We start from the raw sequence: 22,010 nt of genomic DNA, 5'->3' as shown, positions 1-22,010 counted from the left end.
GGAAACCCCATGACCCTCAACGGCATCGCCACCACACCCCGGCGCCCCGCACAACTCGTCATCCCCGACGTCCTCACCCCGCTGCGAGTGCTCTCGCTCGGCGCGGGCGTGCAATCGACCACCCTGCTGCTGCTCTCCGCGCACGGTCGGCTACCGAAACTGGATGCTGCGGTATTCGCCGACACCGGCTGGGAATCGGCTGCCGTGTATGCCCACCTCGACCGCCTCGAACGAGAAGTGTCCGCCCCCGCGGGCATACCGATCCACCGCGTGAGCCGAGGCCACATCCGCAACGACGCGCTCGACGCCGCCGCCCGCTACGCACAGATGCCGCTCTACATCCGAGGCCACGACGGATCGCTCGGAATGCTGCGCCGCCAATGCACCGCCGAATACAAGATCGCCGCCCTCAAACCACGGGTCCGCCAACTGCTGGGCTACCCCCACCCCCGACGGGTGCCCACCGGCGTCTACACCGATCAGTGGATCGGCATCTCCTCCGACGAGAGCTCACGCGCAGTCCGCATCGCCGAGGATGTCTCCTACATGAAATTCCGCTTCCCCCTGCTGTTCCTACCCGGCGGAACCGGCCGCGCCGCTGTCGGATGGACCCGCACCGACTGTGAACGCTACCTGCGGGCCCACGGGTTCGAATCCACCCCGCGCAGCGTCTGCATCGGCTGCCCGCGCCACGGCAACGCCTACTGGCGCGACATGCGCGACAACCGCCCCGACGAGTGGGCCGACGCCGTCGACTTCGACCGCCGCATCCGCCACGGCGCGGCCCGCGCCCTGCACAATGGTGACCTTCTTCGCGGAGAAGCATTCCTGCACCGCTCGCGGGTCCCGCTGGACCAGGCCCCCATCGACCACGTCACCGCTCCCGAGTGGAAATCCCGCCAGCTCGACATGTTCGACGCACTCGCAGACCAACAGACCCGGTTCGGATGCTCCCCCTGGGGTTGCTCCGGCGAGGACGAAGACGACGACAGCTGGCCGGACACCTGGGAACTCGCACCCGCGACCTGAGACCACCCACCGCGGCCCCGGGCCCGGCCGGACACCGAGCCGGTCGCGGCTCCGGGACCGCGCACCGCGCGCCCCGATTGGACAGAAATGTGTACGTTTGGTACATTTTGTAGCGAAGGGGAAACCAACGAAAGGTGTTGTGCCGCATGGCATCCCATGGATTCATTGCTGTTTCGATCTTCGGTGAAACCGCCGAATACCACCTCGCGCAGGCCCGCCCGGCCGCCGTGATCCCACGGCTTGCGTTGGCCTGGATGGACATGGCGCTGATGCGCGACAAGCCGACGCTGGCTCAGTGGGCCGACTACTTCGACAAGGACCGCCACGTGCTCGAACCCCGCAACCCCGCTGATCACGGGAAACCGGCCCACGAATACCGGTTCGGGTTCGACGACGAATCCGGATTCCGGTTCTGCTACCGGCATCTCGCACCCGGAACCGACGACTGGGGCACCGTCGTCGACACCGACAGCCCCGAGATCCTGCTACAGGAGGGATTCAACGCCGCCCTCGCGATGTGGAACCAGACCAAACGGCTGCGCGCCCGCCAGGGCTGGACCGCCGACGAGCCCATCGACGGCATCCCCACCGTCAGCGCACTTGGCAGCCGAGTCGAACTGCACTACTTCGCCCTCGAATTGTTCTCCCGCGTGATCGACCCGGCCCATTCATACACCGAACCCGTGCTGGCGCCGCGCGACGAGGCCATGAGCGAGGCCGACTACTTTGCGGCCATATATGACCGGTGCGAAACCCAGGCCATGATCAATCACGATATCGGCGCCCTCGCTCACCAACTCGGTGACCACATCGGGGTCGCCGAAGCCAGCGACCGCGCCCATGGGTTCCTCGTCTCGGCCTACCGGGCCCGCGCCGCACTCGCCCGGCTGTAACCCTCCACCCTCCATTCGGTGACCCCGGCGGTCCGGGCAGGTGAGAACTGCCCGGCCCGCCCCAGGGTCCACACCGCAGTCCCCAGAGGAACACCCGAATGAACCAGACCTACCACCTCGGCGGCCATCCGGTCGTGCACACCCACAGTTTCGCACTGCTCCCGCGGCCGGCCTGGCTCGCTGCCGCGCGCGCCCGCCGCCGTCTCTACCGCGAGATCCGCCGGATCGCCCCCTATCTCGCCCACGGCGGATACCCCGGCAGCCGCCAGCTCATGCGCATGGAACTGCGCTGGCACGCACCCATCGGCGACGACCACAGCCGCCGCCTCCACTCCATCGCCGCGCACGCGCTGAAACTGGCCGCCGCCACCGGGCTGACTACCGCCGCCACCGCTCAGATCCTGTGCACTACCCACCGATCCTCGGCCGCCGACGCCCGAATCGAGGTGAGCATCCATGCCGCCTACCCGTCACCGCGTCACCGGTGAGCGGCCCCCGACCTACCGCAGCCACCGCCGACCACCCCACAGCCGCAGCCCTCGGCTGCCCGGGCGACTCCACCGCTCCCACCAGCAGAAAGAAACCACATCGATGCCCGAAACCACCACAGCCGCCAACCCTTTCGCCCACCTCGAACACCGTGCGAATTACAGTTGGCAGGTCGCAGCCTCCGACGACGAGGACTGGTACACCGGCCCGTTCTTCGAATTCTTCGGCGGAGCTGGCGACTCGTTCGACGACCTCTTGTGGCTGCTGACCGAAACCATGGCCGAGATCGAGCTCACCCTCACTCCGACATTCGCCGAAGAGTTCGACCCAGCAGAGCCGCAAGCCGGATACGACCTGCTGGAGAATGGCACCCGCGTCGGATACGCCACCATCGTCGGAACCCGTGAGGACGGCCCACCACACACCCACGCCTGACCCACCTGGGCCCGGCCAAACCAGCCTGCCCGGGCTGGCCACCGGTAACCCGGTGCCCGGCCCGGGCATCAGGCACTCAAGTCGAACGACAACTGCGCCGAGGGCCCCATAGCCCGATCCCGCGCCGGATTCGGCCACCGGCGCCCCATCAACGCATCGACTTTCGCCGCGCTGAGCCCGGACCGGCGCAACTGCTGTTCGCAGGTATTACGCAAGGTCCCCGGCGAAATCTCCATCCCCGCATCCCGGCCCGCAGAGCGAATGATGTGGTCCACCGTCCGCACCGCCACCCGGCGGCGCCGATCCTCGGTGATGAACAACGGCCCCGGCAGATCCCCACCCAGCCGCGTGCGCCGGTCGGCGCACCACAGCATCAGCACCGCGCGGCATCCTGCCCCCAACGGCACCGTGCGCCCACGCACCCGCACCTGCCCGTGCTCGGCCATCTCGTCCAAGCACAGATCCCCCACATCGAGCGCGGCCAGTTCGGACTCGAGCAGACCGGTATCCAGAGCCAACGTCACCAACGCATAATCCCGCAAACCACGCTGGCTGGCCGCCGCGAGCAACCTGCTGCGCTGCCGCACATCGAGGGTATCGGGAACGATCTGAGCGAGCACCGCCCGCGGCAACTGCACCGGCCCCAGCCCCACCCACCGGTAGAACGTATCCAACGCCGCCAGCGACACATTCACCGTCGACGGCTCGACCCCCCGGCGCTCCAGATCCTCGCAATACGCGCCTACCGCCGCATCACGCCCCCGCCGCCCCGTGAACGCGTCGTCGAACCCGCCGCTCCCCCGCCACCACCGCACGAAGTCGTTCACCCGCTCCAGGTAGGTGACCCGCGTCTTCGCCGCCAGCGACATACCCGACAACGCGCCCCGGAACGCTTCCAGCAGCGGCGCCCCCAAACCCACGAACACCAACCGCTCGACCTCGGCCACCTCCGCCTCCCCAGGCCACAGCCCCGCCTGACCCTCCACGACCACCTCCACAGCTCGGTGACCACAAGGATTCCAGAAAACCCCGACAAAACCGCGCCCGACAGATTAGTGGCAACAAAAAGCCCCCGATTGCTACTAATCCGCCCACACACCAGGGCAGAAGCACGCCCCGGCGCGAGACCGCGACGCGCCCCATGGCCCGCCGATACTCAAGGCTGCCCGCATCGTAGGCGCCATCAGTAGAACCCGCTGAGCGCCGCGCCGGGCTGTCCGCCGAAAACCGGCAACCCAGCCGCCGCAGCCCGCGCCGCTCGGCCCAGCGTCCCGGCGCCGCCCGCAACCGGAACCACCGCCGCCCGCGTGAACCTGCACAACACGTAATGCATTCCAGCGCAATGGATTACGATTCGCGCACCGTGTGTACGTTTGGTACATTTCGTTGTGGCGGGCGGTCGCCCGACCAACCTCCGATTCCATACCTGCCCGCCGGGCTCCGGGCGATAACGGCCGGAAGGGCTTCGGCTCTCCGGGAGCCGGCCCGGCTGCATCCCCACGCTCAGCGAAAGGAACTGTCATGTCCGAATACTTCAAACTGCCCCAGGCCGACACCGCTCGCGCCGATGACCTGACCTACCGGCATTTCCACACCACCGTCGACGGCGCCACCTCGATCGTCATCGAAGACCGCCCCGGCATCCCGACAACGCCCCGACCTCATGCGGACCTTTCCACCCCGGCAGTGGTGGATGACCTGGTCGAAATGGCGCACGGAACGCTGCGCCTCCCGGTGCGCGTGCGCGCTACGGTGTGCACGTTGCCGTCGTGCCTGGTGTACTGCGACGACGCCGGATGCCGTGAGATGGTCGCCGCGCAGCCCGGCGGCCGCTGCCCGCGGTGCAGGAGCAGCGAGCTGGTGCCCTGGGCCGAATGCGGCTGGCTCGACATCGACGCAGGGCAACGCTGGCGCTACGACTACGAGCAGATCGTCGCCTGCATCTACAGCGACGAGCAGCGCGAGATCCGCATCGGTCGATATCACGCCCGTGTGATCGCCCGCGCATGGGCCAACCCCCACGACTACCCCGAACTGGACCGCTGGGCAGACGGCGCAACCGACTGTGAGCCGGAAATCCTCAGGGCCGAAGCCGAGACATTGAGCGGATCGCTGGTCCGCTGCACCGACTTCTGGAAGCACGACGGCCGCGCACAACCACAGCTCGCCGCCGCCTTCGCACTGGCGAACTACCTGACCGATCTGGCCTACCCGCCAGCCTGACCCACTGCCCCCGGGTTGCCCGCACCAGTGACACCCCCCCGGGGGCACCCCGGCCGACACCACGCGAACCACGGAAGCCGCCGATGCCCGCGCCGCTGTATCTCACCCCGCCCTCCACGCCCGCTATCCGTGCCGCCATCCGCGCCGGTGCACTGGGAATGATCGCCTCACCACCCCAGGGCAACCGCATCGAATCCGACTACACCTGGTGCGCGGACAATGCCGTATTCAACGGCAAATACCCCGGTGACGAGCAATACCTGGCATGGCTGCGCAAACACCGCCACCACGCCGACCGCTGCCTGTTCGCCGTCGCCCCCGATGTCGTCGGCGACCACTTCGCCACCATGTCCCGGTCCCGCGACATGCTCCGCCGCATCCGAGACCTCGGCTACCCCGTCGCATTCGCCGCCCAAAACGGCATGGAACTGTGCACCTGGGACCCCTGGGACGAAATCGACGCACTATTCCTCGCAGGCGACACCGACTGGAAACTGAGCCGCCACGCCGCCGAACTGGCCGCCGTCGCCGCAAGCCTCGGACTCTGGGTCCACATGGGCCGCGTCAACTCCGCCCGCCGCTACGACACCGCCCGCGCGTTCGGCTGCCACTCCGTGGACGGCACCTACCTCACCAAGGCCCCGGGCAAGAACCTGTCCACCGTCCTGTCGTGGACGCGATCCGCAGGGACCGCAGACTCGCCTGCTGGACAGCACCGACCGCTGTCCAGTTTGTGAAAGTCGTTGCGAGGCAACAGGTTACGATTTGCCCAAGGTGTGTACGTTTGGTACATTTTTCGTGTGAGGGCGGAACTGCCCGAGCGAACCCCACCACTGATCGACACACCACACGTGTGCCCGATCGCCCGAACACGGACGAAAGAGGAACACCATGAGCAGCAAAGACGAACGCGGCCAAGTGGTCGAGGTCCTGCGCGGCCACACAACCGCTGACACTGCCGTCAGCGTGGACGACTACCCGTATGGCCGCCTGTTGCGGACCACGCGGCGGTGCTGGGTCGAGACCGCATCGAAAGGCGCGAAGAAGGACCACCAGCGGCTGGTAACCCAAACCCTGAACCCGAAATCCGGCCGATGGAACAACCCCCATCCCGGCGGGTACGCACACACAGTCTTCCTGGTCCGCTACGAGAACGGCCACGTTGACGGAATCGCCGGGCCGTTCTGGGACTACAGGCAGTGGGTTCGGTTCTGGCTCACCGGCATCTGGTCCCACCTCAACGAGTCCGAACGCAAGACGAGCGCTTTCGTACAACACGCTTTGGCTCGGCGCGATCCGACGGGCTGGCAGCGCTGGTTCACGTTAGGCGACCGGATGAAGGCCCAGGAACTGCCGCCCCTCGACCGACTCGACCTCGGCGACCTCCAGATGTATCTGGACGAATCCGACTACGCCGATCTGCGCCGCTACCTCCAACTCGGCGGCCCCGACCTGAGGGTCAAGGGCTGGTTCGAGCCCGGCGCGTCCGCCTCCTGACCCGAGCACGGGTCCACCCCAGCGGCGCCGCACCGGAGCCAGGCCCACGAGCCCCGCGCTCACCCCGCCGCACCGGAGCCAGGCCCACGAGCCCCGCGCTCACCCCGCCGCCTGTTCGCCATCCCCAGCCGGACCTGCACCCGCCCGTGCGGGTCCGGCCTTGCCACCCACTCCGCGCGAAAGCGAGAAGAAATGAACTGCCAGGACAACCGACAGGTTACCGAAGTGCTGCGAGGACACCACGCCCCCGACAGTGCGCTGATCGCACACGACCAGCCCTACAACCGAGGCGGCAGCATCCGGACCACCATCCGGTACTGGGTCCACACCACTGCCCGAGGACAACAGCACCTGATGTCCCAGTCCCAAGGTCCCGCGACCGGGAACTGGAATCCGTATCGCGCCGGCGCGCCCAAGACGACCGTGTTCCTCGTCCGCTACGACAGTGGCCGCGTCGGTGGAATCGAGATTCCGGTGGTGGTGTGGCCGACCGACTGGGTGTCATTCTGGCTTACCGGCATTTGGCGCCACCTCAACGACACCGAACGCTTCGGGATCGTGCACCGACTGCGTCTCATGGCAGCACGCAACCCGATCCAGTGGGACGCCTGGAGCGCACTCATCGACCGCATGACCCAGCGCGGGTTGCCTCCCCTCGAGGAATGGCTCGACCTCGACACACACATATCCGCCGACGAATACGCAAACCTGGCCCGATACATCCGGCTCGGCGGCCCGGACCTGCGCGACAAGCAGTGGTTCACCATCCCCGCTCAGACCGAAGCCGACTCCCGCGAGCAATAGCCGCTCGCACGCGTGTAGAGGCCACTCCCGCCGCACCGGCCCGAACCCTCGCCGCCGGTGCGGCGCACGAGGCAGCTACCCGCCTCACCCTCGCGAGATAGAAAGGCAACACAACGCTTATGGGCGTACACAAGCTCACCAGAAGCCAGTACAGGGCGGCAAAAGCGCACGACTACGCCGGAACGGTGACTGCCCTCAAGGACGACACCGTCGTGAAATGGAAACAGGACTGCCCTGACTGGAACGGCAAGCACTGGGCAATGGTCAACGGGGACGGAAAGGGCACTCTGCTCGTTCCCGCCAACGTCGTCGCGGACCATCTCGGCGCGGCCGACCGGGAGGAGACCCGGTGACCCGGTTCGTTCTCGGCGTCCGCGATCTGCCCCCGCAGAACGGGTTCGACCTGCGCGCCGTTCTCGTCCCGGACATCGACTCGACTCCGTATGACGCGGACTGCTACAGCGCCGAAGACATCGCGGCGTGGCAGCGCGACGACTGGTGTTACGTGGAGCTCTGGGTAATCGCGTCCCGATGCGGAATCCGGCTGGGCGACGCCTGCATCGGCAACATCGAGTTCGGGTCACTGGCCGAGCTCGAATGCGACCCGTTGCCCGATGCGCCCGGGTTCACCGTCGTGCCGATCGATGCGGACGGCAAGCCCGACGACTCCCGCGCCCGAACCGAGATCACCTTCGGCAACGGCTACGGGGCAGACCTTGTGGACGAGGCACTCGCCGACGCCCGCGCGACCCTGGCCCGTCTCAATGCCGCCTGACCGCCGGAAGCATCAAGCAGCCCAGAAGGTCCGCCCCCGGCCGGGCCGAAGCATCGGAAAGGAATCCATGAACGCCTCACTCGACCTCATCGCTGACCCCGATGATCTGGACAAGGAGATCGCCCACCGGCTCTGCACCGAGTACCTGTCCACCTTGGCCGCCGTGGCAAAGGGAGAAGCGGCGTTCGGAGAAATCTGGACCGAACTGCTGCGAGTCGCCATCGAAATCGTCAACGACCGGCAACTCGTCGCATGTGGATGCTGCGCCCGCGGGGTCCTCCTCTCGGTCGAGGACGTCGACGATGTCGACGACGACGGCTACGGCCATATCACCGTCGACATCATCCGGGTACTCAACCCCGACGACATCGTGCTGGCGCAAAAGGCCTACCGCTCGCCGCCACCGGCACGCCCCGACGCCGACCGTGTCGACATCCTCGCTGACGTCCGCTACGCCCTGAACGCCGTACTCGCGGATCTCAACTGTTCGACGTACCTGTCCACCTGCCGCGACGCGGCGGCACAGCTCCACGAGGTCGTCGACTCCGACGAACCACCGTTCTGACCACAGCGCGGGCGGCCGGCCGGACATATCCCAGAATGTCCGGCCGCCCGCCCCCGCACATCATCGCAAAGAGGACCAGCCGATGCTGTACGCACTCACCGACCTCGACAACTGGCCGATGGCGACCTTGTGCCACCGCCAGACCCCCGACGACCTTCCCGAAATCCCGCGCCCAGCACCCGACACCACGCGCGTCGCGGTGCTCGCCATCGACGAGGACGACCGGGGGTCCTGGAAGATCACCGAATGCCCGGTCGAGGCCCTCGGCTGCTACGACGGGGAAGCCACCGATATTCCGGGCACCTTCATCGGAGACGTTGTCGTCCTCGACGACGCGCCGGGATTCCCCGCAGGGTGCGCGACCTGGGCGCAATTCAGCGACAACGTCGCCGACTCGGACAACCCACACATCAGCGAACTCACCCGGGCACGTGCCGAGCACTGGAACTGCCAGCACGCGCTGTTCGGCCGCTCCCCGCTCGAAGGCTGGACCCGTAGCACCGCCGCCGCCGAAGGGCCGGCGGAGTGCTGGACCTTCGACGGGCTGTGCTGGACCGCGACGATCACCAGCGGCCACGACGAGCCGCATACCGCTCATCTGTCGATCGCCCACCGCGACCGTCCATCCGCCGTGGACATGATCCCGTGCCGAAGCGTCGACGACGCCAAACGGACCGGTATCAGCATCCTGCGCAGCCACATCCTCGCCGCATCCACTGCCGAGCACCCCTGATACCCCGAAGGAGATCCTCATGCCACTGCCACCGCAGCCCATCGCACGCGCCGAATGCGAGCATCAACGCGGGTGAGGTCCGCGCGGACGCCGAGTTCGTGCGGCGCGCCTACCAGGCATGCGCCAACTGGCAGCAGGTGATGCCCCGCCTCACACCCGCCGACCCGATCCACGACGACCACGCCGCGATCGGCGCGGCCGCAGTCGCGGCCTTGTCCTGGTGCCTCATCAGGCACGGTGTGGCACAAACCGAGCTCCACCTGAGCAGCCTCACCCACAATCCGAAGCTGGCACCGACCGCCGACCAGCCACACTGAACCCGATCCGAACACCCGAACGCCTCGGCCGCCTGTCGGCCGAGGCGTTCGCGTTCTGCCGGTCGCCCCCTACAGAGCCGACAGCGTTTCGGCTTCCCCGTCGTCGCGCGCGCCATCCCGAGCCGGCCTCGCTGCGAACGGCATTGGCTCTGCGCCCGGGAGCAGAGCCGCTTCGGGCTCACTCGACTCGGCATGTTCCGTGTCGGCCGGCGCGGTGCTCGCGAGCTTGAGGAGCATGGAGACCTGCCGCGCACTCTGACCAGTGGCCTCACCGATGTCTGCGACGCTCATACCCCGCTCACGAATCCGAGCGACCGCGCCCGCTTGCCGCAGACGCACGCTCCGGACCGCGGTGCGACATTCCCTGGCAGCGGCCAACGCGGCGGCGCGGTACTCGGCAGCAGCGGTATCGACGGCCGCCTCCAGCTCGTCTAACCCATCGTCCTGCTTGCCGGTCTCGTCGGCCGAGATCCGTTCGACCTGAGCCCGGAACGCGGCCGCAGCCCCCGCGATCGACCGATCCCGGACTGGGCCCGCCCGCCGAAGTTCAGCGTCGAGTTTCTCCACGGCCGCGGCCACGGTCCGGCTGTGTTCCAGAAACTCCGCGAGATCCTCGGTCGTGGCTTGCATCGCCGCCTGCATCTGCGCCGCGCGCTGCGCCATAATGCGCTTCGCATCGGCACGGGCACGAACAGCGGACTTTCGACCTGTTGACATGTGCGCTCCTCCGTATCGCACCACCCGGAATCCACCGTACGCGCGGTGCTGAGCCTGCCGCGCGCACCCGAGAGCGCAGCGCGGCCCGCGCGCGGCGCGCGTACATCGGCCGCCGGTCCCCGGCCTACGCGACGCCCCATCGGTTCGTGTCGCTCGGCGCCCCATCGCCTCTGTTCCCGTTTCTTCCTCGCACCCTCAATCTGCCCCCTCCGCATGTCCTTCACTCACCCCACCGCTCCCTGCCCTTGACCCGTCTCCCCACACCCCTGCAGCAGCCCTCTTCCAAACCCTCTCACTCGCATCACATCTCTTGCATTCTGGCCGTTAACTTCCCGTACCATCGAAATCATGGGCGGCAACCTGCACAAGCTTTCAGCTGGTGACGGGTACACCTACCTCACAAAACAGGTCGCCGCGATGGACTCCAGTGAGCTCGGCGCGGCCACTCTGGCCGACTACTACTCCATGAAGGGCGAAGCGCCCGGGCGTTGGATCGGCGCCGGTCTCCGAGGACTCGGCACCGTGGCAGCCGGCGACACCGTGACCGAGTCACAGATGAAGGCGCTGTTTGGCCACGGCCGCCATCCGAACGCCGAGGCGATGGAAGCCGAAATGATCGCCGGCGCCCAGGAACTGGCCGCGAAATACGTCGCGACCTATCGCCGGCGAGGCCTCAGCGCCCGCAGTGCGCAGGCGAAAGCGCGTGACCGCCTCGCCGAGGAGGCGTTGAAGGTCAGCCGGTTGGGCACGCCGTTCAAAGTTTTCAACCAGGCCTCGGAGTTCCGGCAGGCAATCGGCGCCGCGTTCAGCCACTACAACACCTCCCGCGGCCGTAAGTGGAACGAGTCCGTTCCAGAACAGGAGCGGGCGCGGATACGGACCGACGTCGGTGAGCGGATGTTCGCCGCCGAATTCGGCCGCGAGCCGCTCGACGACCGCGAGCTGTCTGGATTCATTGCCCGCAATTCACGCCAGACCACCCAGGCATGCGCGGGATACGACTTCACCGTCTACCCCGGCGACAAGAGCATTTCGGCGCTGTGGGCGCTGGCGCCGAAGCCGATCGCCGAAGTGGTCCTTGCCTGCCATCTCGACGCCGCCGCCGACGCTGTCCGCTTCCTCGAACAGACCGCGGTCTACACCCGCACCGGCCCCAATGGGGTGGCTCAAGTGGACGTCACCGGCGTCATGGCCACAGTGTTCACCCACCGGGATTCGCGCGCCGGTGAGCCGTATCTGCATTCTCATATCGCGATCTCCAACAAGGTGCAGGCCGTCGACGGGCGGTGGCTGGCGCTCGACGGCCGGACGCTGCACAAGTTCGCGGTGTGGGCCTCGGAGCACTACAACACCCGCATGGAAACCTATCTGCGGCAACGCCTCGGGTTGCGTTTCGAGGAACGTCCGCACCAGGATCCGAACAAGCGCAGCACTCGCGCCATCGTCGGAATCGACCAACGATTGTGCGAGGCATGGTCATCGCGGCGCGTGGACATCGAGGTTCGCCGCGCAGTCCTGACTCGCGATTTCCAGGAGAAGTACGGTCGCGAGCCCTCACCGCGCGAGGCATATGCGCTGGCCGATCGTGCCTCGGTCGATACCCGCCAGTGCAAACACGAGCCGCGGTCCGAAGCCGAGCAGCGCGCCGCGTGGCATGACGAAGCTGTGCGGTTCCTCGGCTCCGAACGCGCGGTGTCGGACATGCTGCACGCCGCGATGAACCCGGGGCCGGGCGAGGACACGGCACCGGTCGCGGCACACGAACTCGACGCGTGGATCGAAGCCGCTGCCGACGCCGTGGTCGAACGTGTCTCGCGTGATCGTTCCACCTGGCAGGCCAACCACATCGGCGCCGAAGTCGAGCGCACCGTACGCGCCGCCGCCCTCGACCCCGCTCTCGTCGCCGATGTCGCCGGCCGGGTGCTCGTGGCCGCGCTGCACCCCACCCGCAGCATCGCACTGGCACTGCCCGATGTGCTCGACGAACCCGCCGCGTTGCGCCGCCGCGACGGCGCCAGCGTCTACATAACCACCGGGACCCAGTCCTACACCAGTGAACCGATCATGGCCGCCGAACAACGCATCCTCGCCGCGGCCGCGCGGCGCGACGGTCGCCGTGTCGGTGAGGTCGGCGTCGGTGTCGCACTGCTCGAGCACGCCGCCAACAACCCCGATACCGTCCTCAACGACGGACAGGTCGCGCTCGTGCGCGGCTTCGCCACCAGCGGCGCCCGGGTGGACCTGGCGCTGTCGCCGGCCGGGACCGGAAAGACCACCGCCATGGCGGTGTTCGCCCGCGCATGGGAGAACGACGGCGGCACCGTCATCGGGCTCGCCTCCACCGCCAACGCCGCCGCGGTCCTGCGCGATGAAATCGGCACCACCTGCGACACCATCGACAAACTCCTCAGCAGCCTGCAACTCGCCGAATTCGGCGCCGCCACCGGGACCGCAGTACGCATCCCCGACTGGGTCCGCGCCATCGACGCGACCACGGTGGTGATCATCGACGAGGCCGCGCTCGCCTCGACCCACCAACTCGACCAGGTCATCGACTACACGCTCTCGCGTGGCGGCAGCGTGCGGGTGGTCGCCGACGACAAGCAACTCGCCGCGATCTCCGCCGGCGGGATCGTGCGCGCGCTGGCCGACGAATACGGCGCCTACACCCTCGAACACGTCGTCCGATTCCGCGACGCCGACGGCAACCCTCGCCACGACGAAGGCGCGGCGTCGCTGGCCCTGCGCGACGGCGATACCGCCGCGATCGGCTACTACATCGACAACGGCCGCGTGCACACCGGCGACGAAGCCGGTATCGCCGACGCCGCCTACAGTGCCTGGGTCCAGGACATACGCGCCGGTCTCGACGCGGTGATGATGGCGCCCACCCACGAGATCACCCGCGGTCTCAACGAACGCGCCCGCACCGACCGCCTCGCCACCTGGGGCCCCACCGGCCCGGAAGCCGTGCTGCGGGACGGGACCGCGGTCTCTGCCGGTGATGTTATTCGCACCATGCGCAACAGCCGGCGGTTGGCGATGTCGGGCACCGACTGGGTCCGCAACGGCTACCGGTGGCGCGTCGAGTACGTCCACGACGACGGCGCGCTGACCGTCCGGCACGTGCGCACCGACCTGTCGATCACCCTTCCCGCCTGGTACTCGAGCGAGCACGTGATGCTCGGCTACGCCTCGACGATCATGAGCTCCCAAGGCATCACCAGCGACACCAGTCATACCGTGCTGTCGGGCAACGAAACCCGCAACGACATCTACATGGCGCTCACCCGCGGCGCACGCTGCAACGACGTGTACTTCCCCACCGCCCTGTCCGGAGACGAACACTCGGTCATCAGCGACGACGCCATGAACCCGGTCACCGCGGTCGATCAGTTCACGCGGATGCTGGCCCGCGACGGCTCGCAGAAGGCCGCGACCACGATGATCCGGGAGCTGGCCGAACCCCGCACCCGGCTGGCTCCGGCGGTGGATGCCTACGTCCACGCCGTTGGCGCGGCTGCGGAATCCCTGCTCGCCCCCGAGGCCCTGCAGCGCATCGACGCCGGCGCCGAGCAACTGCATGCCGGGCTCACCGACGAACCCGCGTGGGCGACCCTGCGCGGTCACCTCGCTGTCATCGCCCTGGCCGGCGCCGACGCGATGGAAGTGCTGACCGCCGCCTACACCCGCCGCGAAGTCACCACCGCCGGTGACGTCGCGGCGGTGCTGGACTGGCGCCTCGACGCCTCCGGCGACCACTCGACCGGACGCGGCCCGCTGCCCTGGCTGACCGGCATCCCGGACACGCTGCGCGAGCACGCCACCTTCGGCCCCTATCTGAGCGCGCGCGCCGATCTCGTGCGCGATCTCGCCGACCGGATCACTGCGGCGGCCGCCGAATGGGAACCGGGCAGCGCACCAGTGTGGGCGCGGCCGCTGTGCTCGCAGGACTCCCGCGCTCTACTCGGCGAGGTCGCGGTGTGGCGCGCGGCCGCCGCGGTGGCCGAGGAGGACCGGCGCCCCACCGGCGGTCCCCGGTTCGCGATCCGCGAAGGCCGCTATCAACGCAGGCTGGATGAGCGCGTGGCCGCGCTACTGGGCAGCCCCCACCGCGCGGCCGCCCGGTGGACGCCGCTGGCCCAACGCATCGAACCCCGGCTACTGACCGACCCGTATTGGCCGGTGCTCGCCGACCAGCTCACCACCGCCGCCCGCGACGGCATCGATATCGCCGAGCTGACCGAAACGGTCGCCGCGCAACGCCCGCTGCCCGATGAACTGCCCGCTGCTGCGCTGTGGTGGCGCCTGACCCGGCACCTGGGCTCCCTCGAACGGGAGCAGACCGGTGAACGGCCACGGCCGGACTGGTTCCCGACCTTGAAACAGATCCTGGGCCCGGAACTGGCCGAACAACTACTGGATGATGCCGCGTGGCCCGCGCTGGTCGCCGCGATCGAGGACGCCGAACACCGGTGGCTGGCCTCCGATATCCTGCGGCTGGCCGCCGACACCCTGCACGACCGGACCGACGAGGACAGCCTCGATCCCGCGCGTCTGGCCGCCGCGCTGGCCACCCGCATCCACACCCTGCTCGACGCGCCCACCCTCGATCCCGAACCGGATCCTCACACCTGGGCCGATGAGGAGCCGGTACCCGCCGACCAGGCTCCACCCGATCCCGCCGACTACCCCGCCGCAGACGCGACCAGCCCGGGCGAAACCTCCGCCGATGCCGAGCCGGACGCGGACTACCTCGCCGCGGTCACGGCCGAGGAACCACCCGCCCCCTGGTTCGCCGTGGCCGACGAACCACCACCGATCACGGCCGCTGCGGGTCCGGCCCGGAGCGGCACCCACGTCGACTGGGATCTGCTCGGCGTTGACGCAGACCCCGATCCACTGCCTTATCCAGACCTGCCGCCCTTGCAGCGTGTGGCACGGCTGCGCACGGATCTGGACGCGGCGCGGCGCACCGCCGCGCGACTGTGGTCGGCGCACCTGGCCGGCCAGGGCGAACGTCAACGCGAGGCCGCGCCGATGCTGGCCGCATTGCGGCGCCGCGCCGATGCCCAAACCCCCTACCGCGTCGCCGCGATGGATGCCCACCACGCGTGGGTGCTCGCCGACCGCGCCGCCACCACCGCCCGCGAAGCGCACGCCAACCAAGTCCGCGCGGCGGCCGCCGCCCGGACCGGCGGCGACGAACTCGAAGCCATGGGACTCGAGCTGGAGGCCAGCGTCCTGGAAACCGAGGCCGCGCTCACCGCCGCCGACGCCACGGCCGCCAAAGACGCCGCCGACCACGCACACCAGCAATGGCAGGACGCCGCCGGCGCCGAAGGCACCCTCACCCCCGACTACGTCGACATCGTCGCCGACACCATCGACACCGCCGACCTCGATACCGTCACCGCCGCGCGCACCGAAGTCGAACTACTCGAAGCCCAGCTCGCGCGCGCCGAGAACGCCGCCGCACACGCCGCCGCCGAAGACGACGACCTCGACACCGACCTCACCGACGACCGGCCACTGTCCCCGGCCGGCGGGCCCGTCGCGACACTGCCGCGGACCGCTGCCCGGCGGCGCACACTCATCGACCGCGCCCACGACGTCGCCGAACGGCTACGCGGCCACCGGCTCACGATGCTCACCGACGCCGCCCTGGCCACCGAGATCGACACGCTGCGTGAGCACCTGCGCCGCGCCCGCCGCCAACCCGACACCACCCTCTCGCCGACTGCGGTCGCCGACCAGGTCCGCGACCACCAGCAGCGCCTCCACACCCAAGCCGACGCGATCACCACCGCCCGCACCGCCCACACCACCGTCGAGACCAGCGCCGAAGCCCTGGCGCGGGCCCGCGAAGAACTCGCCGCCCTGATCGAGCGCCGCGACACCACCAAGGTCCGCGGCCGCGCCCGCCGAGAACTCGACGCCGCCATCAGCGACCTGAACAGCGCACTCCCGGCCCTGCTCGAACAGCACCGCGCCGCGCACGAAGAAGCCGCACGCGCCCAGACCGCGGCCATGGACCTGGGCACTGTTCCTCAGCAGTGGGACATCATCGTGGCCCGCGCCACCGACCAAGACGGCCTGGAAACCGAACTCGGCTCCGCCGTCGAAGAAGACCGGCAACGCAACGAGCGCAGCGAACAACGCCGAACCGACATCGACCACTACACACATGCACTCGACGAAGCCCTCGCCGAGGCGCAGCGCCGCGCAGACCTCGACGACACCACACGCGAACTGGAAGAACACATTCGCCACGAGGAACACCACAGCCGCCCCGCGAGCGGGGACCCGCACGATATCCACGACCGCACACCCCAGCCGGGCACCGAGCCCGGCCCCGCCGATGAACCGACCGATGAGCCCGAGACGGACTTCCTCACCGTCCGGCCGGCACGCCGCCGCGACCGGCGCCCCTCCTCGACCGGCCGCGACAGCCGGCAGCGCCGCGGTCCCGCCCTGTAGCTCATGAACGTAGGCCTCGCGGGAGCCCGCCGTATCCAGGGCGCGTTGCGGCGTCCGACGGTTTGGCACACTTCTCTGTCTTCGAATCGAGCGGATCGCGCGGCCGAGGACTGATATCGTCACCTCATACCCCGCCGATCGCGGGGGGCCGGAAAGGCCCTGTCCCCTTCGGGGCCTTTCTTTTTCCCTAGGCGCACCGCCCCGACCAGCGACTATGGGCAGGTCGGCCGCTAGGATTTCTCCGTGAGTGACGACCCCGTCCTATGCCAGATATGTCGTGAAGCCCCGGCCGGCCCCGGCGGCTTCTTGTGCCCGGACTGCCGGACCTTGCTCGAGGAGCGGGCCCAAGACCCCTATGGCGAGTGGTTCGAGCGGGCAACGAACCGTGGGGCCGGGAGTTGGTGTACGCAGGTGGCCAGGCAAACCGAACGGGCATAGCCTTCTCGGCGCGCAGCCGCAGCAAGGCCAAGTTCACCAGGGCAGCTCCGGCGCGGTTCGGTCATCGTGATCCTCCGGTCACCGGGCCATCGGTCCTGCTGTCGCCCGGCTGCCAGCCCGCCCGCGACGCCTCGAGCCACCGCGCCGCGTTCTGCGGCGTCACCCCGGCGACCTGCCAGCGCGGCCTCGCCCCGACCAGGTCCCACATCATTTGGCTCAGCCCGTCGGCCTCGCCTCCTCGGGCTGTGCGGTCCAGCCGGATCGCATCCTCCAGCAGCTCTTCGTCGGCGTGCTTCAGCATGCGCTGGTGACGGCGTGCGGCGGGCTGGGTGCCCGTGGCGCGCGCGTGGGCCAAGGCCCTCTGGTCCCACATTTCGAGGCAGAGCGCGCTTATCAGCAGCAGCATCGTGAGCATGAAGTAGAGGGCGGGTAATCCAGCGAGGTGCCCGACGATGCCCCAATAGATCCAGATGGCCAGCATCAGCCCTGTGATCGTCGATATTGACCGCTCACCGAGGACCAGGGCCAGCGCGCACACAATCAGTGGCCCCGCCGCCAGGATCACCTGGGTGTGGTCGCTCATCTCGGGCCGCCGTCGACTGCGATGGGATCTGTCACCGCGATGTTGCGGTCCCGTGGTGCCGGGGCATCGGCTCGCTCGGGCGAACCTGCGCCGTTCGTCGATGCGGAGTGTGGCGTGGAGCCGGTCATTCGGTAGATCCCCCCGAAAGTGGTGGTGGAGCTGGGCAGATGCGGTGATCGTGGTCCCGCCGTGCCGTCCAGGACGATCATACGACGACGGTGTGGTCGGCGCCTCGACACGGTTCAGACGATTCCGGACCTGCATCGTGTCGGCAGAACGTGAAAACTGATCACTGCGCGGCAACTCAAAATGGATCACCTGGTCGGTGACCCTGGCTCTATCCGAGCCAGGGAGGACCGAAGGGATGCTTGCTGTGGAGGATTGGGCTGAGATTCGCCGTTTGAGCAGGTCGGAGGGTATTCCGATCCAGGCGATCGCTCGGATGATGGGCATATCCCGCAACACTGTGAAGCGGGCCCTGGCTTCGGATAGGCCACCGAAGTACGAGCGTCCGGCGAAGGGGTCGGTTGTGGACGCGGTCGAGCCGCAGGTCCGGGAGCTGCTGAAGATGTATCCGACGATGCCGTCGACGGTGATCGCGGAGCGGATCGGCTGGACCCGCTCGGTCCGGACGCTGTCGGGCCGGGTCGCGGAGCTGCGGCCGGCGTATCTGCCGCCGGATCCGGCGTCGCGGACGACCTATGTTGCCGGTGAGATCGCCCAATGCGATTTCTGGTTCCCGCCGATCGAGTTGCCGGTCGGGTTCGGGCAGGTCCGGGGCCCGAAACACCTGCCGGTCCTGACGATGGTGGCGGGCTATTCCCGCTGGTTGATGGCGATGTTGATCCCGTCGCGGCATGCCGAGGACCTGTTCGCTGGTTGGTGGACCCATATGCATCGGCTCGGCTCGGTGCCCAGGGTCTTGGTCTGGGACGGTGAAGGTGCGATCGGCCGGTGGCGGGCCGGCCGCAGCGAACTCACGCCCGAATGCCAAGCATTCCGGGGAACCCTCGGCGCGAAAGTACTCGTCTGCAAACCCGCCGATCCCGAGGCCAAAGGCATGATCGAACGGGCTCATGACTACCTGGAACGGTCGTTTCTGCCCGGGCGGTCGTTCAACAGTCCTGCTGACTTCAACGCCCAGCTCGGCGACTGGCTGGAGCTGGTGAACCATCGGCCCCGGCGCGCGTTGGGTTGCGCGCCGGCCGATCGGATCACCGCGGATCGTCACGCGATGCTGGCGTTGCCGCCGGTCGCGCCGGAGACCGGGTGGCGGCGCTCAGCACGGCTGCCGCGCGATCACTATGTCCGGTTGGATTCCAACGACTACTCGGTGCATCCAGCGGTGATCGGTCGCCGCATCGAGATCGTCGCCGACCTGGACCGGGTCCAGGTGTTCTCCGGTGGCCGGGTCGTCGCCGATCACGAACGGATCTGGGCCTGGCATCAAACCTTGTCCGACCCCGATCACGTCGAAGCGGCGAAAGCGTTGCGGCGCGGCCGGATCGGTGTCGTTCGACCGGCACCGGAACCCGAGGTCGAGCAACGCTGCCTGACCGACTACGACACCGCACTCGGCATCGAAGGCGGGGTGGCCTGATGCCCGGCCGGTCCCGAGCCGCCGCGAAAACCTCGACCACGACGAGAGATTTCACTGCGGAGCTGAGCTTCCTCACCCGAGCATTGAAAGCGCCGTCGCTGCGGGAAGCTGCGCAACGACTACCCGAACGGGCCCGCGCGGAGAACTGGAGCCACGAGGAGTTCCTCGTCGCCTGTCTGCAACGGGAGGTCTCCGCCCGCGAATCCCACGGCGGCGAGGGACGGATCCGCTCGGCCCGCTTCCCCCACCGGAAATCATTGGAAGAGTTCGATTTCGGTCACGCTCGCGGGATGAAACGCGACGTGATCGCGCACCTGGGGACCCTGGATTTCGTCACCGCGAAAGAGAATGTGGTGTTCCTGGGTCCACCCGGCACCGGCAAAACCCACCTGGCGATCGGACTGGCGATCCGAGCGTGTCAGGCCGGGCACCGGGTCGCGTTCGCCACCGCCGCCGAATGGGTCTCGCGCCTGGCCGAAGCCCACCACACCGGCCGCCTGCAGGCCGAGCTGACAAAACTCGGCCGCTACCCACTGCTCGTGGTCGACGAGGTCGGCTACATCCCGTTCGAGAACGAAGCCGCGAACCTGTTCTTCCAGCTCGTCTCGTCCCGCTACGAACGCGCCTCGCTGATCGTGACCAGCAACAAAGTCTTCGGCCGATGGGGCGAAGTCTTCGGCGACGACGTCGTCGCCGCGGCCATGATCGACCGCCTCGTCCACCACGCCGAGGTCATCGCCTTGAAAGGCGACAGCTACCGGCTCAAAGACCGCGACCTCGGCCGCGTCCCCGCCGGCACAACTGAAGACTGAAACCACCCACCCAACCGACCAGGTGGTCCATATTGAACTTCCGTCAGATGGTCCGGATTGGCGTTCTGTTGACACATCGAGTGGCAGCGGTTCATGAGCTGATCGGAGCCGTCGGAGTTCGGTGTGTTTCGGTCGGTTGTGCCCGTTCCGGCCTAGATCACCAGGTGAGTTCAGTGGCGGGCCAAACTGTGTGCCCAAGGTGCACTCGGGCGTTATGGGCGATGGTGAGGGATTCGCGGGCGAATCGGCCGGTTATGTGGTGTTCGTCGCCATGGGAGTGCGCAGGCCGAGGCCGACGCCCTGCAAGCTATTGCCCGCCGGACCGATTCGTGCCCGGCGCCAGCACACGGCTCGTAACACGCTGGCGGAGCGCCTCATACGCTGATACCGTCGAAACAGCCCCACCACCTGGGTTCTCGGTGATGGATGAGGCGCTCGCGAGATTTCTTGTTGCCGCGCCGCCCGATCATCTCGACCGCGGACCCAGCACAACCCACCACCCATCGCTGGGCCATCGGTGTAGGGCGCCCGTAGTTCGGTTCCTGCAACCCCCTTCCCGGATCGAGAGGAGATCGGTGATGCCCACATCACGACAGAGGCAGTGCCTCACGATGCGGAGGGGCTACCGTTGCCGGAAGACACCGAACCCGCCCTATTCGAAAGCGGTGCTGGCCATGACCAAACGTCTGCGCGAGCACGTCGAGCGGACCCAGCTGGAGCAGCTGCGGCCGGAATGGAGCCCGGCGCAGCGCGAGCAGCACCTCGCCGAACTGACCGCGGAGATCAGCGCGCGGATCACCCGGGCGGCGGAAACGCTGTATCGCCACAACCTGGCAGAGTCCCGCCAGGTGCTGGGCTGCGACCCGAGCCCCGAGCAGAAGAGCGGTCTGCGCAACAACTCCCGCGATCAGGCTTACGAGCTGGCATTGCACGAGCTGTACGAGGGCTACGAGGACCCCTACGAGGACGAGGAACTCGACGAGCAGAGCGAGATCGGGAACCAGATCGAAGCTCGGTGGATGGATCGCCCGCCGATGCAGCGGTGGGCGACTCCCTGGGCGGAGGACCCGGACGAGGACCTGTTCGACCTGGCCTTCGACCTGTGGCCGGACCACGACATGGAGACCCAGATCGCGGCCGCGCACCTGCTGCACGCCCGCCGCACCGAGAATCTGCCGATCCCGGACTCTCCCGAGGGCCCGCTGTTCGACCAGATCCACCAGGCGCTGCTCGACGGGATGGCCGAAGAAGAAACCCGCCGCGACCACCTGCACTACAGCAGCACGGCCTAGAGCACCCGCCTCGACGCCCAGCATTCGCCGCGCTGGCCGAACGGCCCGCCCTCACCGACGTCCAGCCCGGCGATCTGCTGCTGATCACCACCGAAGCCCGCTTTCTGCTCGCCCGCGTCACCCAGCCCGCGCGCCTGTTCGAAGCCCCCCTGATCGTCGAGGAGCCGGCCACTGGCACCCGCCACGAATTCGGCTGGGGCGAGATACCCCGGGACTGGAGGGCTCTCACCTCCATCGAAGAGCAGGCTCTCGCCGCCGCCGGCGACCCGATCACCGACATCACCGATCTGCACGCCGGCGACATCCTCATCAGCACCACCCCAGGGCA

At 68.3% G+C, this 22,010-nt stretch carries 21 protein-coding genes; 17 read left to right on the top strand and 4 right to left on the bottom strand.

The window, feature by feature from the left end:
- Window positions 1–9: 9 nt before the first annotated feature.
- The 4 genes from ACFWPH_RS28345 to ACFWPH_RS28330 all read left to right on the top strand — a co-directional run bounded on the left by ACFWPH_RS28345 (window position 10) and on the right by ACFWPH_RS28330 (window position 2,846).
- The gene (locus ACFWPH_RS28345; RefSeq protein WP_378755217.1) at window positions 10–1,029 is read left to right on the top strand and encodes a hypothetical protein; all 1,020 of its coding nucleotides are present in this window, start codon (window positions 10–12) and stop codon (window positions 1,027–1,029) included.
- Between the two features lie 146 nt (window positions 1,030–1,175).
- Complete coding sequence (locus ACFWPH_RS28340) at window positions 1,176–1,922, top strand: hypothetical protein (RefSeq protein ID WP_378755216.1); 747 nt, start codon at window positions 1,176–1,178, stop codon at window positions 1,920–1,922.
- A 98-nt stretch (window positions 1,923–2,020) separates the two neighbouring features.
- Entirely contained in the window at window positions 2,021–2,410 is a 390-nt protein-coding gene (locus ACFWPH_RS28335) for a hypothetical protein (protein WP_378755214.1), read from the top strand.
- 103 nt (window positions 2,411–2,513) lie between these two features.
- Window positions 2,514–2,846 (top strand): hypothetical protein, encoded by a 333-nt coding sequence (locus ACFWPH_RS28330; RefSeq protein ID WP_378755213.1) that lies wholly within the window; start codon window positions 2,514–2,516, stop codon window positions 2,844–2,846.
- 68 nt (window positions 2,847–2,914) lie between these two features.
- Here the strand turns inward: ACFWPH_RS28330 and ACFWPH_RS28325 are convergent, their stop codons facing one another.
- Window positions 2,915–3,793, bottom strand: coding sequence for a tyrosine-type recombinase/integrase (locus ACFWPH_RS28325; RefSeq protein ID WP_378755212.1), 879 nt, complete (start codon window positions 3,791–3,793; stop codon window positions 2,915–2,917).
- A gap of 574 nt (window positions 3,794–4,367) precedes the next feature.
- On the opposite strand from ACFWPH_RS28325, the gene ACFWPH_RS28320 reads away from it, so the two are divergent.
- The 9 genes from ACFWPH_RS28320 (at window position 4,368) to ACFWPH_RS28280 (ending at window position 9,760) form a co-directional block, all read left to right on the top strand.
- Complete coding sequence (locus ACFWPH_RS28320) at window positions 4,368–5,069, top strand: hypothetical protein (RefSeq protein WP_378755211.1); 702 nt, start codon at window positions 4,368–4,370, stop codon at window positions 5,067–5,069.
- 83 nt (window positions 5,070–5,152) lie between these two features.
- A complete protein-coding gene (locus tag ACFWPH_RS28315) occupies window positions 5,153–5,806 on the top strand; it encodes a hypothetical protein (protein WP_378755210.1) in 654 nt (217 codons plus the stop codon).
- Window positions 5,807–5,960: 154 nt separating this feature from the next.
- A complete protein-coding gene (locus ACFWPH_RS28310) occupies window positions 5,961–6,566 on the top strand; it encodes a hypothetical protein (protein ID WP_378755209.1) in 606 nt (201 codons plus the stop codon).
- Window positions 6,567–6,791: 225 nt separating this feature from the next.
- A complete protein-coding gene (locus ACFWPH_RS28305; protein ID WP_378755208.1) occupies window positions 6,792–7,370 on the top strand; it encodes a hypothetical protein in 579 nt (192 codons plus the stop codon).
- Window positions 7,371–7,555: 185 nt separating this feature from the next.
- Complete coding sequence (locus ACFWPH_RS28300; protein ID WP_378755207.1) at window positions 7,556–7,723, top strand: hypothetical protein; 168 nt, start codon at window positions 7,556–7,558, stop codon at window positions 7,721–7,723.
- On the top strand, window positions 7,720–8,145 hold the full coding sequence (locus ACFWPH_RS28295) for a hypothetical protein (RefSeq protein WP_378755206.1): 426 nt from the start codon (window positions 7,720–7,722) through the stop codon (window positions 8,143–8,145). The genes ACFWPH_RS28300 and ACFWPH_RS28295 overlap by 4 nt, the downstream gene beginning before the upstream one ends.
- 67 nt (window positions 8,146–8,212) lie before the next feature.
- On the top strand, window positions 8,213–8,710 hold the full coding sequence (locus ACFWPH_RS28290) for a hypothetical protein (protein WP_378755205.1): 498 nt from the start codon (window positions 8,213–8,215) through the stop codon (window positions 8,708–8,710).
- An 82-nt stretch (window positions 8,711–8,792) separates the two neighbouring features.
- The gene (locus tag ACFWPH_RS28285) at window positions 8,793–9,443 is read left to right on the top strand and encodes a hypothetical protein (protein WP_378755204.1); all 651 of its coding nucleotides are present in this window, start codon (window positions 8,793–8,795) and stop codon (window positions 9,441–9,443) included.
- A 98-nt stretch (window positions 9,444–9,541) separates the two neighbouring features.
- Window positions 9,542–9,760, top strand: coding sequence for a hypothetical protein (locus ACFWPH_RS28280; RefSeq protein WP_378755203.1), 219 nt, complete (start codon window positions 9,542–9,544; stop codon window positions 9,758–9,760).
- Window positions 9,761–9,829: 69 nt separating this feature from the next.
- Here ACFWPH_RS28280 and ACFWPH_RS28275 read toward each other — a convergent pair whose 3' ends face one another.
- A complete protein-coding gene (locus ACFWPH_RS28275) occupies window positions 9,830–10,477 on the bottom strand; it encodes a hypothetical protein (protein WP_378755202.1) in 648 nt (215 codons plus the stop codon).
- Window positions 10,478–10,825: 348 nt separating this feature from the next.
- Here ACFWPH_RS28275 and mobF point away from each other — a divergent pair, with 348 nt between their 5' ends.
- Window positions 10,826–16,957, top strand: coding sequence for a MobF family relaxase (gene mobF, locus ACFWPH_RS28270; RefSeq protein ID WP_378755200.1), 6,132 nt, complete (start codon window positions 10,826–10,828; stop codon window positions 16,955–16,957).
- Between the two features lie 499 nt (window positions 16,958–17,456).
- Here the strand turns inward: mobF and ACFWPH_RS28265 are convergent, their stop codons facing one another.
- On the bottom strand, window positions 17,457–17,978 hold the full coding sequence (locus ACFWPH_RS28265; RefSeq protein ID WP_378755199.1) for a hypothetical protein: 522 nt from the start codon (window positions 17,976–17,978) through the stop codon (window positions 17,457–17,459).
- Window positions 17,979–18,342: 364 nt separating this feature from the next.
- Here ACFWPH_RS28265 and istA point away from each other — a divergent pair, with 364 nt between their 5' ends.
- The 3 genes from istA (at window position 18,343) to ACFWPH_RS28250 (ending at window position 21,682) form a co-directional block, all read left to right on the top strand.
- Window positions 18,343–19,578 carry an IS21 family transposase gene (gene istA / locus ACFWPH_RS28260; protein WP_378755198.1) on the top strand — a complete coding sequence of 412 codons (1,236 nt, stop codon included), beginning with the start codon at window positions 18,343–18,345 and terminating at the stop codon, window positions 19,576–19,578.
- Window positions 19,578–20,390, top strand: coding sequence for an IS21-like element helper ATPase IstB (istB, locus tag ACFWPH_RS28255; RefSeq protein ID WP_378755197.1), 813 nt, complete (start codon window positions 19,578–19,580; stop codon window positions 20,388–20,390). Before istA ends, istB begins: the two co-directional genes overlap by 1 nt.
- A 674-nt stretch (window positions 20,391–21,064) precedes the next feature.
- On the top strand, window positions 21,065–21,682 hold the full coding sequence (locus ACFWPH_RS28250) for a hypothetical protein (RefSeq protein ID WP_378755195.1): 618 nt from the start codon (window positions 21,065–21,067) through the stop codon (window positions 21,680–21,682).
- On the opposite strand, the gene ACFWPH_RS28245 is transcribed toward ACFWPH_RS28250, so the two are convergent.
- Entirely contained in the window at window positions 21,679–21,975 is a 297-nt protein-coding gene (locus ACFWPH_RS28245) for a hypothetical protein (RefSeq protein ID WP_378755194.1), read from the bottom strand. The two genes, ACFWPH_RS28250 and ACFWPH_RS28245, sit on opposite strands and share 4 nt — an antisense overlap.
- Window positions 21,976–22,010: the final 35 nt, after the last annotated feature.

The sequence above is a fragment of the Nocardia sp. NPDC058499 genome (genome assembly GCF_042719915.1).
Classification (GTDB): Bacteria; Actinomycetota; Actinomycetes; order Mycobacteriales; family Mycobacteriaceae; genus Nocardia.
The sequence above is the reverse complement of the archived record's forward strand: the minus strand, read 5'-3'. Positions and strand labels throughout refer to the sequence as shown.